Here is a 12,327-nt window from a genome sequence, read left to right on the forward strand (position 1 = left end):
ATAACGAAATGTACACAAAACAACCATCTTCATGGTTGTTTTCATTTTTGAACGGATTGAATGGGATATTTGAAATTGTCTTCATTAGAAAGGGATGGAAAATAAAATGAATCGAAAAATTGTTTTATATATTGCCATGTCTATTGATGGACATATTGCTGATGATGAAGGTGGATTGGATTGGTTGCACGTCACTCCAGGTGAGAAGGATAATGGATATAATCAATTTATTGAACGAATTGATACCGTGGTGATGGGAAACAAGACATACAAAGAAATTTTAGGCTTCGATCAGTCATTTCCATATGCAGGGATGGAATGTTTTGTTTTTTCTAATCAAGATGCAGGGAAACGGGAACATATTCAGTATGTAAATGATAATGTGATTGATTTTTTGAAAAAATTGGATCAGCCAAATCGCAAAGATATTTGGTTAGTTGGCGGTGGGAAATTAATTGATGAGTTTATGAAATATCAGTTGATTGACGAGATGATTCTTACTATTGCTCCCACTGCTTTAGGCAAAGGTGTACGGTTATTTCAAGGAGAAAATTTGGAAACGAGATATCATTTACATGATATTCAGCGAATGAATCAATTTGTGCAGCTACATTACATAAAACCTTGATTTTTGCGGATGAAAATCATTTCACCCGCATAAAACCAATCAATTCAGAAATGGAATCGAAATCCGTTTATTATTGACAAGTATCTCCACTGGATTTTCTTGGTTGTGTTTGTTCAATATAATCGTTACACTCTGTGAAATAGGTTTTTGTGGCCAATATGAACCAGATGCATCCATCCGGAAGAATCTCGCTTCCCGAACGATGATTTGATCTCTCTTATCTTCTATATCATAGGTAGCAGTAATTGTTAAAGTAACTGTAACAGGACCTTTCTTAAATTTATGAGTAACAATTTGGGCTTGAACATGTTTTTTATCAATGGAGTATGTCATTATTTTGGTCAACGGAAATCCTTAAGATAGAAATCGGATTGGTTTCTATAGAAATATTAACATATTATTTCATTATAAGAGGTATATTGATCGCTCTTGTATATTTTTTCTGCGAAATATAATAGACTACAAATATATGTTTGCAGTGGAAGGTGTAACCCGGTGAAAAAAATACTTCATATGGATTTGGATGCTTTTTTTGCCAGTGTAGAACAATTAGATAATCCAGAACTTCGAGGGAAGCCGGTAATTGTTGGTGGAAGAGAAAATAGAGGGGTTGTTTCCACTTGCAGTTATGAAGCGCGGAAGTTTGGAGTCCATTCTGCAATGCCTGGTGTTATAGCTAGAAGAAAATGTCCTCAAGGTATTTTTGTACCTGTCCGCTATGAACGATACCGACAAAAATCACTTGAAGTAAAACAAATTTATACATTATATAGTGATCGTTATGAGACGCTCGGTTTGGATGAAGCATATTTGGACGTTTCGCATTATAATGATGCAGTTCCTGTTGCGAAAGAATTAAAACAAAAAATACTCCAAGAAACAGGTCTTACTTGTAGTATTGGGCTGTCTTATAACAAATCATTAGCAAAGATCGCGAGTGACCTTCATAAGCCAGATGCTTTTGTTATTATTCGTCCTCGAGATGCACTTTCTGTCCTAGAAACACTTCCAATTGGAGCGCTTCATGGAATTGGCAAGAAATCAAAGGAGAAATTAGCACAGAGAGATATACATACAATAAAAGATTTTTGGCAACTTTCTCGTGAAGAAGTTGTCATGTTGTTTGGGAAGTTTGGTTATGATCTTTATGATCGGTCAAGAGGGCTGGATAAAAGGGAAATTGTCATGGATCGGACAACGCGTTCTGTAAGCAGAGAAACCACGTTTCCGATCGATTTATATGAGCGGCAGGAGATACTATCTCATGCAAATGTATTGTTAGAAGAAGTTTTACAAGCAGTAAACCAGAAAGGTCTGCATCCGCATACCCTGTCGGTAAAGCTTCGTTTTGCTGATTTTACATCTCATTCAAAGCAACAAACGATATACGATACAACAGATTGGAATATTTTATTAGAGAATTTAATTGATTCCTTTGATTTTTCTAATGGCATTCGTTTAATATCTGTGCGATTTTCCAATTTTGATGAAGAGCAAGCAGGAAAGTATCAACAACTGACCCTTTCATGGGAATAATAGAGCACTCCCCAGTATACGCACACTGGGGAGTTTCCGTTCACAGGAGAATAGACTTTTGTGGACGAATGATCAGTGAACTGACCTCACCGATCTTATACCTTTTGCCAGACTTGTCTGTGCGTGTCCATCCAGAATGGATCTCTGCGTGTGTTACAAATCGAATCAAGGGAGTTTGCCCTTCACTAGCCCGAAACAGCTTTGCTTCCACCCTTTTCTGAAATGTGGCTTGAAAGATGTCTGCAATGCGAACAGTACTCTTTTTTCGATGAAAGCCAAACCCAAGAAATTGATATGATACTCCCTTAAAATCACTTGGAAGCAGAATATGCTCTTCGTCACACAGCTCTTCATATGTTTCTCGATCCGCAGCGTCGATTTCCCGCTCTGGATTTTTTGATTTGCGCTGTTCACAAAACCAAAAAGCAAGCTTGTTCAAGGAACTTTCAGGTAACTTGAATCGCATATCAGGGAATTTTTCAAAATCATGTGCACCAATACTGCGCAAAAATTCGAATCCCTTTCTATGTACCTGTGTTCCTCCTCCAGGGGGAGTATAAATGATCTCTCCCTTGTGCTTTAACTTTCCCTTGTTTCGCAGAAGGGCAATTTCTCCCTTTTGATTTGTGACGATTGCCAAACTGGGACAGCGAACATCGATGATGGGCATTTCTCTCCAATCGAACAGATTATTATGAATAGTATGATTATAACATATTTCAACCATATTTGGATTTTTTTTGATGCGTGTTGTCCAGATGGGCAACACGCTTTGGATGTTTAAAACAACATCCTTTACTTCAGATAGCCTTCCAGCTTACTAATTCCGCTGCTGTCTTCAAGTGAATCATAGGTAGGAAAGTGATGTGTACCATTATTATCCACTGTAAAGTTGATGTAATCATGGCTAACAGGGAATACGATTTCTACACCTTTATGAATTTTAGTAATCTCCAAAATGACTTCTGATCCCTTTGTAATCTGAAAATTCTTAATGTTACTCACTGACCAAGAGGTTTCTGATGAAACCACCCCGCCCTTTTTGGTTTCCAACGTGATTTTGATAGAACCATACACCACTTCAAGCTGGTAGTCACTGCCATTAAAACGTTGACTCTTGGTGATCCCCATTGCTTCTCCTATTTGTGTCGAATGGGTGAACGGAAACATTGTAACATATGAATGAAACAACAAGGGGATAGGAAATATAAAGATTATGTAAATAATTAATATTGTTAATAGTATAAATAGTAATAATACTCATCTTTGCCCATAATATGTTTATTTATCCTAATTTTTTGGTAATTAGAATTATATTTCTATAAAAGATTTATAATAATATTATTTACAAATAAAATGTTTAACGTTTATGCTAAAGAGAAACAAATATCAATTCTCTTACTACTAAAAGATAGAAGTGGGTAGATATTGGTAGACATGCTAATACAACTAAATTAAGAGGAGTATAAATATGAAAAAAATTCTTGCTATTTTGATAGCGCTCTCATTAGTTGTTAGTCTTAGTGCCTGTGGTTCCGCTGCCAAGGATAAGAAAAAAATTGCTATTATGACACCTTATCTTTCTTCTGTTACAACGAATCAAATGGTAAATCTACTTAAAAAACAATCGGCATCCAAAGGCTGGGAAGCAAATGTAGTAGATACAAAAGGAGATGTCGGTCAACTTGCAAGTCGCATGGAAGATGTGATTGCTACCAATGTTGATGCAATTGTTTTGGTTAGTACGGATCCAAATCAAGTAAAAGCTCAAATTCAAGAAGCAAAACAGAAAAATATTCCTGTCTTTGGATGTGATTCAGGATATATTGATGGAATGACTATGAATGCTACAAGTGATAATACTGCGATGTCAAAGATGATCACTGAGCATCTATTTAAGCAATTTGGAAATAAACCAATCAATTTAGTCGTTCTCACGTATCGCCCACATCCAGGTGTTTTAAAAAGAACATTGGAATTGGATAAATTACGAAAGCAAAATAAAAATGTGAAAAATGTGATTGAACAACAAGTAGATGTGCCAGGTCCAATTGAAAATGCACGGAAACAGATGGAAAATTTATTACTCAGTAACAAAGCGAAAGGCTCCATCACAGCAGTATGGGCAGGGTGGGATGAGCCAGCAATTGGAGCAACACAAGCAATTCAGGCTGCGAATAGAAACGATATTATTGTCACAGGAATCGATGGCAACAGTCAAGCTGTTGATCTAATTAAAAAAGGTTCTCCGTTAATCGCTACAGTAAAACAAAACTTTACAGGAATGGCTGAGATCGTAACAAAACAAATCGATCTAGTCTTCCAAGGTAAGCAGATTACCGAAAAAGAACAATATGCACCAGCTTCATTAATAACGAAAGAAAATGCTGGGAAATAAAAAGGATGCGGTTATTCCGCATCCTCCTTCACATCCATAGAAAGGGGGAAGGAACTTGCTGCAAGTAAATAATTTGGACAAACGATTTGGTTCACATTATGCATTATCAAAAGTGTCCTTTGATGTACAAGCCGGAGAAATACATGCATTAGTAGGAGAGAATGGTGCAGGGAAATCCACTTTCATCAAAATACTTACAGGAGTTTATCAGCCAAATGGCGGGGAAATCGTCTGGAATAATCAGGAGATTACTATAACAAAACCCATTATTGCTCGCAACTTGGGAATACAAGTTGTTCATCAAGACCGCCAATTGATTAATAGTTTTACTGGATACGAGAATTTATTTTTAGGAATTCCTTATCCAAAACAAAAACTAGGTCTAGGTATTCGATGGAAAACAATGAAAAAGGAAGCAGAGGCTTTAAAAAATAGTCTCGGCATCAACTTGAATTTGCGTAAGCTGGTGGAGTATATGTCACCATCAGAGAGAACGATGTTGGAAATCATGCGTGCTGCTATGATGGATTGTCAATTGCTTATTTTGGATGAGCCGACGGCTGCATTGAGTGATGAAGAATCAGAGTTACTATTTGAATTAATACACAAACTCGTTGCGAAAGGCACTGCAATTTTATATGTTTCTCATCGAATGCAAGAAATCTTTCGATTATCTCATCGTGTTACGGTAATGCGAAATGGCACGATAGCAGGAACATATCAAACGGATCAAATGAATGAAGAGAAACTGGTTCAATTGATGACAAACCAGACAAGTACAGAACAAAAAATAAAAAGAAAGAATGTGAGTGCATCACAGAAAACTGTTTTACAAGTAGATGGAGTATCCTCAAGTGATAGAAGAGTAAAAAATGTTTCTTTACATGTAAAACAGGGAGAAATCGTAGGTGTTTTTGGTTTAGCAGGTGCAGGAAGGACAGAGTTATTAGAAACCATCTATGGCACAAGGGAGCTGCATGCAGGAAAGATAGAAATACAAGGGAAATCAATCGGATCTCCTTCTCCAAAGAAATCATTATCGCATGGAGTTATTTTAATTCCTGAGGATCGAAGAGGAGCAGGATTGATCTTGGATATGTCTATCCGAGAAAATATGACGTTGTCAACAATTCAAGAATACGCATCCTTTTTTAAAATTCATCATCGTAAAGAGAAATCAGAAGTCTCCACATGGATGGATCAACTGCAAGTGAAAGCGGTTGGTACTAATCAACCCGTTAAGGAGTTGAGTGGAGGAAATCAGCAAAAAGTAGTATTTGCTAAAGCTTTATTATCTCATCCTATTTTATTTTTGTGTGATGAACCTACTCAAGCTGTAGATGTGATGACACGAGAAGAAATTCATCATTTGTTGAAAGAAGAAGCGAATAAAGCCAGTGGTGTTCTTTTTGTTTCATCTGATGTGCAAGAGATACTTGAGATTTCAGATCGTATTTATGTGATGCATGAAGGCGAAAATATCGCTGAATTAGTGAATGAAGCAGTCACTGCCGAACAGATATTGCAACTATGTTACAACCAGAGAAAGCAGAGTGATGGCTAAAATGAATAGAAATGGTGTAACTGTCTCCTTGCGAAGATGGTTTCGGTCATATGGAACACTATTCGCCGGAGTATTAATTATTTTATGTTTTAGTATACTTAGTCCAGATTTTGCTACTATTGACAATGTGATAAATATCAGTAGACAAATATCTTTCCTTGTTATCATTGCACTTGGTGCCACTTTGGTAATGGCTGTAGGCGAATTCGATTTATCGATTGGAGCGATGGCGAGTTTAGGAGGGGTAATGGCAGCAAAATTAGCGGTATCTGAGCAGCCGATGATCGTGTGTATACTGCTCCCTTTACTTGTGGCGCTTATTATTGGTTATATTAATGGCTGGGTGATTACGAAATTTAAGGTTTTATCTTTTATTACTACACTTGGGATGGGAACCATTCTTGGGGGTATTACTTTTTGGTTGACAGATGGTGCAACTATCTTTGAGCACATCCCTGAGAGTTTTCGCTATTTAGGACAAAAACTTTGGCTCACGATTCCCATTTTATCTTTTATTATGCTTTTTCTCACAGTCGTTTTTTGGTATGTGATGACTCATACTCCTTTTGGCCGAAAATTATATGCAATTGGTGGTAATGAAGTCGCTTCTCGTAACGCTGGTGTATCCGTAGCAAAAAACAAAAATTTGGCTTTTGCTCTATGTGCAGTGTTAGCATCTCTAACTGGAATTTTGATGGCTTCCCGTCTTGGCTCTGCACAACCTACTGCTGGCGATGGTTTATTTTTACCTGCTTATGCAGCGGCCTTTTTAGGAATGACTTCCTTTAAAGAAGGTGTTCCCAACATTTGGGGGACATTTGTAGGAGCTGCAATTATAGGGATATTGGCAAATGGGTTAACAATGCTGGAGGTTCCAACCTTTTTGCAAGATGTAGTCACAGGTTGCATAGTTATTGCAGCAGTTATTTTGCAAAAAATAGGGCGTGATTCTTCTTGAATTTTAACAGCGAGCGAAATCAGAGAGCATGGCAACAAATTCGAGAACAGCAAGAGGCGCTACTTATTGGTTATCTTATCGCTGGTGATCCGAATTTCGCCCAATCACTAAAAATAATTGAAAATGCGATGTTAGCAGGTCTTGATGTCTTAGAATTGGGTATACCTAGTAAAAATCCACATATGGATGGACCGATTATTCAGTCCGGTCATGCAAGGGTCAATCCATATTTGGAACAATGGTTTATTCCATTTTGTAGAAAAGTTCGCAGTTTTTTGCGTAAACCAATTTGGATGATGAGTTACAAAGCAGATTTGTTTCAGTCCAACCTGTATGAGCAGCTTATATCTGAACGTTTAATTGATGCTTTACTCGTACCAGATTGTTCTTATCAAGAAAACTATCAAATGGCATTGGATTTAAGAAACTTCGGAGTAGATGTAGTCCAATTTGTTCAACCAACGATGACTGATCAGCAAATTACAAAAGTTACAAGACAAGCCTCCATCGTCTATGCACAGACCTATGCTGGTACAACTGGTTCTAATCCTTCTAATCTAACGAATTTGCCTCATTTACAGCAACGTATACGCAGGTATACCGATGGCTTAGTAGTAGCTGGATTTGGCTTGAATACACCAGAAAAAGTGAGGACGGTAATCCAGAGCCGGTTTGATGGTGCGGTAGTAGGGTCTGCATTTGTAGAACATTGTGAGGATGCACAATTGGACGAGCTATATCAATTGGTTTCGAAAATGAAACAGAAAACCGATCTCTATGAAGTTAAAGGATGATACATGTGGGATATATCGCTTCATTTGATATTGGTACAACCCAAACAAAAGGTATCTTAGTAACAAAAGAAGCAGAAATCTCTTTGGAAAAAAATATAGATATGGTAACAGATTACCCTCGAGGTCAGAGGATGGAGCAAAATCCACACGAATGGTATCAAGCGGTTATTTCCATACTCGATCATTGGTTTCAAAATAGTATTCATCCTGCTGACATAGAGCTTGTGACTTTTAGCGGTCAAATGCAAGACTGTATTCCTGTTGATAATCAAGGTCATCCTATACGGCCTGCAATATTATATGGGGACAGTAGAGCTGGAAAACAGGCAGATTATCTACAAAATCAGTTTCCAATCATGGATATTACTGGGAATCACATGGATGGCACGATTACTTTTCCCAAAATACTTTGGTTAAAAGAGGAAGAACCGCACCATTATGCACAAACAAAATCGATTTTCATCAGTTCCAAGGATTATGTCATTCATCAATTAACTGGAGCATGGATTACGGATCCTACTTCTGCGGCTACTTCCGGGATGATGAATTTACGAGATAGAAAGTGGCAAAAGGAGTGGGTTGTTGAGTCTGGCCTAGACCCAGCAAAACTCCCCACCATTTGTGCACCAGATGATATAGTTGGAACGATTACGGATCTAGCTGCAAAGGAAACCGGATTATTATCGGGGACGCCTGTTCTGTGCGGAATAGGTGATGGTGGATCTGCGTCCGTTGGAGCTGGAATTTTTCAAAGAGGACAGACTTATGGGTATTTGGGAACTACTGGATGGATTGCGACGCCAGTTGATGAAATAACCATTCAGTCAGCTGGGGTATTCCATCTTCCTTATGTTCGCAAAAATCAACTTCTAGCGATTGCTCCTTTGATGAATGCAGGAAATGTGCATAGATGGGCACTTTCTGTTTTTGGTTCCTTCGAAGGTGCTGGCTTTGACGATTTAGAAGAGATCATGGAACAAACAGACCGTTCTACCAACTCCATTTTGTTTTTGCCATATATAAATGGCGAACGTTTCCCTATTTTCGATCCGCTTGCATCTGCATCTATTGTAGGTATACGTTCGGATACGACCAAGGCAGAACTAAGCTGTGCTGCTTTGGAAGGAGTCGCAATGGCAATGAGACAAGCAATTGAAGTTATTTCACCTTCGAACAACAATGGTTTTTTTATGTTGATCGGCGGTGGCAGCAAAAGCAAAGTATGGAGCCAAATTATGGCGGATGTGTTAGACAGAGAAGTGAAAGTTCCATTCGAATCTCAGTTTTTTCCGGCACTAGGTGCAGCGGTACTTGGTATCAAAAAATTGGGATGGGATACGGAGTTTGATCTTTTTTCTAACAGAGCATTATCGACTATCTCTATGAATACCTTTTTTCCAAATCGCAAGTTGGTAGAATACTATAATCAAAAATATGGCAAGTATAAACAACTATATCAGCAGTTGAAAGATATATTCTAAAACCCTGCCATCTGATTGATGAAAGGGTTTTTTATTGGTATGTATAGAATATTTGTTTATTTCATGCTAGAAGAATACGAGTAGAAAGGAAATAAAAGGATTTTCGTTCACTTTCAGGAAAATAGGAAAAGGAACACTCTTGAATATTGTAGAGATTCTTCTCAAAAAGCGACGGCAATGAACTGTTCACAGATGAGATCATGTACCTTGAATCAATATCCAATGAAAAATAATTTGGTATATTGAAGCGATAGAGGCAACAAATAAGAAATTAAGTGAAAAAAATGTAAGGGAATCTTTCTTCTATATGCAAATAACATGCGCTACCAGATGCCAGCTTGCAATTGGTCACGTATGTTTGGTTTATTTAAAAAAATGGAATGTAAGTGAGGTGGCTGACTATTGAACCAATAGTCAGCCACGCCTCAAAGCCTATTACTAGAAGGAACGGAAACTCGCATGAATACGTGGGAGCTCATTAATAGGCTTGCAGCCTTCGGGTAGTGGCTTGAGGCGAAGTTGGTTTGTTCCAGTCCACACGACAAAATAGTATCCCCTTTCAGGCCATTCGATTAGTTTGATGGCCTTAGGTGGGACTATCACCTCTGGGGAAAACATCTTCTTGTGACTAGGGCCATTGACTCCAAGAGTAAGACGTTCCCCATCCCACAAGAGATAGCCAGGACCCAGCAGGAGGGAATATTCCTTTTCAAATCTGATCTCTTTGTGTGCTTCGATGGGAGTAAGAACTTCCTCCTCTGGTGTGTAGGTGTGGGTGCACAAGGTGCCGTTGATATTGATGTTCACTGAAACTCTCCAGAAGTGGTGGGTGGTTTTTGAATATCTTTAGTGTACCAGATAGATATTAGTTTGAAAATTTATTTGTAAACAGGAATTAAGAAGACCTTCAAAAAAGCATTTAAAACCTATTTTAAAGATTCTACAGCAATAGCTGATGAAAACAATCGATAGACAAACAAAGGGAAAAGGGCAACAAAAAAAGATTCTAATGGGAATAAATAGGAAAACAATCTGCATGTCTCTCACTTTTCGGATTGGGATCGTTGAGACAACAGCATATAAGTACTGGATAAACGCTTATCATGTTGAACTGCTGGATTTGTTTCAAATCCAGCAGAGAAAGTTACTTTTTTTTCTTTTTTGTAACTGTAACTGTTACCTCAAAACCGTATTCATACAGTTTCATCATACCCAACATAAGGGCTTTTCTTTGTTCTGAATTCAAGAGTTTTGCATTTCTGATTTGCGGTGTTTTTCGCTGAATTTTCGGCTTCAAGTCAATAGAGAAGTTATGTTCCTCACTAATTGGTTTTGCCCACCCATCTGCAAATTTCTGCCCATCTTTCGGACTAACTTCACTTGTGTAACCAAATAGGTACATACGAAGGCGTGTTTCCCAATTAGGCATTATTACTCCTCAGGTTGAATAAATGAGACAATTTTATTATACTATTTGTTTGTATTATTTTAGCAAAATACGGTATCATATTTGCAAATATATTATGTAAGAAGGTTTAAAGATGCATAAAGGTAATACTGCACGAGATCTAGCTTTGGAAACATTGCAAAAATGGCATAAAGAAAAAGCATATAGTAATTTACTTTTAAATAAACAATTACAATATAGTAAATTAGAAGCAAGAGATAAGCGTTTGGTAACAGAATTGGTGTATGGAACAATTCAACGATTAAATACACTCGATTCGATTATTGATAGATTAGTGGAAAAAAAAGTAGATATGTGGGTTCGACAACTCTTACAACTGAGTTTGTATCAAATTCTTTTTTTAGACAAAGTACCAGAGCGAGCTGTCGTACATGAAGCAGTAGAGATTGCAAAAAAACGCGGAAATATAGGTATTGGTAAATTTGTAAATGGTGTTCTTCGAGCTTTTTTGCGAAAAAAGGAAACTTTTACTTTTTCGGCCCATTTAAAGTCTATTTCAGAAAGAGCTTATGCTTTTTCTTTTCCTGAATGGTTAGTAAAAGAGTTATCTGATGAGTATGGAGCAGATGTAGCGAACAGGGTAATGGATGTATGTAACCTTCCGCCAAAAGTTAGTATTCGCATAAATTCGCTGCGGACAACTCGTGATGAATTTTTAGCAAAACATGAAAGAGAAGGAGAAATTTTAATAGAGCCTTCTGTCATAAGTGAAGATGGCATTGTTATTGTAGGAGGAGGAAATGCAGCAAATCATCCTGAGTTCCAAGAAGGATTATTTACAATTCAAGATGAAAGTTCCATGTTAGTGGCTTCCGTCCTTGATCCAAAACCAGGGATGACTATTTTAGATGCATGTGCTGCTCCTGGCGGGAAAACAACACATCTTGCAGAAAAGATGAAGAATCAAGGTCTCATTTTTGCACTAGATATTCATAAACATAAAACCAAATTAATTGAGTCTAATGCAAATAGGCTAGGAATATCCATCATTAAGACAAAGTCATTAGATGTGAGAAGTCTAGAAAATCTAGTAGAGTTTGATGCTGTTTTGTTGGATGCTCCTTGTTCTGGATTTGGAGTTATTCCCAGAAAACCTGATATCAAATGGCGAAAATCATTAGGAGAAGTTGCCCAACTGGAAAAAATTCAAGAACAATTATTAGAAGCTGTCTCATCGAAGATCAAATCCAGTGGTATACTCGTATACAGTACCTGTACATGGACTAGACAAGAAAATCAAAATCAGGTTACCCGTTTTTTAGAACGTCATTCTGAATTTTATCCAGATCCGGATTTTCAATTGTCTTTACCAGAAAAAGTGAGAGAAACAGCTATTATTGGTGATGGATGGATTCAAATTCTCCCTCATCATTTCCATACTGATGGATTTTTTATAGCGAAATTACGAAGAAAATAGGTTTAAAGAAAACTATTATAACGAAAATTTGGAAAAAAGATTCTGTCTAGATGCGAATATTTTCCGAAACAATGAGGCTACTC

13 protein-coding genes are annotated in these 12,327 nt (G+C 37.4%); 8 read left to right on the top strand and 5 right to left on the bottom strand.

Annotated features, from left to right (window positions below; translation table 11 throughout):
• The first annotated feature begins 106 nt into the window (after positions 1-106).
• Positions 107-628 (top strand): dihydrofolate reductase family protein, encoded by a 522-nt coding sequence (locus tag AC5WOC_RS09975; protein ID WP_496055260.1) that lies wholly within the window; start codon positions 107-109, stop codon positions 626-628.
• 39 nt (positions 629-667) lie between these two features.
• Here AC5WOC_RS09975 and AC5WOC_RS09980 read toward each other — a convergent pair whose 3' ends face one another.
• The gene (locus AC5WOC_RS09980; RefSeq protein WP_496055261.1) at positions 668-973 is read right to left on the bottom strand and encodes a hypothetical protein; all 306 of its coding nucleotides are present in this window, start codon (positions 971-973) and stop codon (positions 668-670) included.
• Positions 974-1,123: 150 nt separating this feature from the next.
• Here AC5WOC_RS09980 and dinB point away from each other — a divergent pair, with 150 nt between their 5' ends.
• On the top strand, positions 1,124-2,164 hold the full coding sequence (dinB, locus tag AC5WOC_RS09985; RefSeq protein WP_496055262.1) for a DNA polymerase IV: 1,041 nt from the start codon (positions 1,124-1,126) through the stop codon (positions 2,162-2,164).
• Positions 2,165-2,204: 40 nt separating this feature from the next.
• On the opposite strand, the gene AC5WOC_RS09990 is transcribed toward dinB, so the two are convergent.
• Entirely contained in the window at positions 2,205-2,834 is a 630-nt protein-coding gene (locus tag AC5WOC_RS09990) for an SMODS-associated NUDIX domain-containing protein (RefSeq protein WP_496055263.1), read from the bottom strand.
• A gap of 125 nt (positions 2,835-2,959) precedes the next feature.
• On the bottom strand, positions 2,960-3,295 hold the full coding sequence (locus AC5WOC_RS09995; RefSeq protein WP_496055264.1) for a hypothetical protein: 336 nt from the start codon (positions 3,293-3,295) through the stop codon (positions 2,960-2,962).
• Between the two features lie 340 nt (positions 3,296-3,635).
• On the opposite strand from AC5WOC_RS09995, the gene AC5WOC_RS10000 reads away from it, so the two are divergent.
• Genes AC5WOC_RS10000 through AC5WOC_RS10020 form a run of 5 tightly spaced genes read left to right on the top strand, consistent with a single transcriptional unit; the run spans position 3,636 to position 9,359 of the window.
• On the top strand, positions 3,636-4,562 hold the full coding sequence (locus tag AC5WOC_RS10000; RefSeq protein WP_496055265.1) for a sugar ABC transporter substrate-binding protein: 927 nt from the start codon (positions 3,636-3,638) through the stop codon (positions 4,560-4,562).
• Between the two features lie 55 nt (positions 4,563-4,617).
• A complete protein-coding gene (locus AC5WOC_RS10005; RefSeq protein ID WP_496055266.1) occupies positions 4,618-6,126 on the top strand; it encodes a sugar ABC transporter ATP-binding protein in 1,509 nt (502 codons plus the stop codon).
• The gene (locus tag AC5WOC_RS10010) at positions 6,119-7,084 is read left to right on the top strand and encodes an ABC transporter permease (RefSeq protein WP_496055267.1); all 966 of its coding nucleotides are present in this window, start codon (positions 6,119-6,121) and stop codon (positions 7,082-7,084) included. The genes AC5WOC_RS10005 and AC5WOC_RS10010 overlap by 8 nt, the downstream gene beginning before the upstream one ends.
• The gene (gene trpA, locus AC5WOC_RS10015) at positions 7,081-7,878 is read left to right on the top strand and encodes a tryptophan synthase subunit alpha (protein WP_496055268.1); all 798 of its coding nucleotides are present in this window, start codon (positions 7,081-7,083) and stop codon (positions 7,876-7,878) included. Before AC5WOC_RS10010 ends, trpA begins: the two co-directional genes overlap by 4 nt.
• A 5-nt stretch (positions 7,879-7,883) precedes the next feature.
• Positions 7,884-9,359 carry a xylulokinase gene (locus AC5WOC_RS10020; protein ID WP_496055269.1) on the top strand — a complete coding sequence of 492 codons (1,476 nt, stop codon included), beginning with the start codon at positions 7,884-7,886 and terminating at the stop codon, positions 9,357-9,359.
• 438 nt (positions 9,360-9,797) lie between these two features.
• Here AC5WOC_RS10020 and AC5WOC_RS10025 read toward each other — a convergent pair whose 3' ends face one another.
• Both AC5WOC_RS10025 and AC5WOC_RS10030 read right to left on the bottom strand, forming a co-directional pair.
• On the bottom strand, positions 9,798-10,166 hold the full coding sequence (locus AC5WOC_RS10025; protein WP_496055270.1) for a hypothetical protein: 369 nt from the start codon (positions 10,164-10,166) through the stop codon (positions 9,798-9,800).
• A 337-nt stretch (positions 10,167-10,503) separates the two neighbouring features.
• On the bottom strand, positions 10,504-10,788 hold the full coding sequence (locus tag AC5WOC_RS10030; protein WP_496055271.1) for a hypothetical protein: 285 nt from the start codon (positions 10,786-10,788) through the stop codon (positions 10,504-10,506).
• Between the two features lie 112 nt (positions 10,789-10,900).
• Here AC5WOC_RS10030 and rsmB point away from each other — a divergent pair, with 112 nt between their 5' ends.
• The gene (rsmB, locus tag AC5WOC_RS10035; RefSeq protein ID WP_496055272.1) at positions 10,901-12,244 is read left to right on the top strand and encodes a 16S rRNA (cytosine(967)-C(5))-methyltransferase RsmB; all 1,344 of its coding nucleotides are present in this window, start codon (positions 10,901-10,903) and stop codon (positions 12,242-12,244) included.
• Positions 12,245-12,327: the final 83 nt, after the last annotated feature.

The organism is Shimazuella sp. NTD247 (assembly GCF_059510415.1).

What these genes read in the sequence shown, in the direction of transcription:
- AC5WOC_RS10030 (WP_496055271.1), bottom strand. Translation starts at nt 10,788, where the DNA reads ATGCCTAATTGGGAAACACGCCTTCGTATGTACCTATTTGGTTACACA.
- AC5WOC_RS10000 (WP_496055265.1), top strand. Translation starts at nt 3,636, where the DNA reads ATGAAAAAAATTCTTGCTATTTTGATAGCGCTCTCATTAGTTGTTAGT.
- rsmB (WP_496055272.1), top strand. Translation starts at nt 10,901, where the DNA reads ATGCATAAAGGTAATACTGCACGAGATCTAGCTTTGGAAACATTGCAA.
- AC5WOC_RS09975 (WP_496055260.1), top strand. Translation starts at nt 107, where the DNA reads ATGAATCGAAAAATTGTTTTATATATTGCCATGTCTATTGATGGACAT.
- AC5WOC_RS10010 (WP_496055267.1), top strand. Translation starts at nt 6,119, where the DNA reads ATGGCTAAAATGAATAGAAATGGTGTAACTGTCTCCTTGCGAAGATGG.
- AC5WOC_RS09990 (WP_496055263.1), bottom strand. Translation starts at nt 2,834, where the DNA reads ATGCCCATCATCGATGTTCGCTGTCCCAGTTTGGCAATCGTCACAAAT.
- AC5WOC_RS09995 (WP_496055264.1), bottom strand. Translation starts at nt 3,295, where the DNA reads ATGGGGATCACCAAGAGTCAACGTTTTAATGGCAGTGACTACCAGCTT.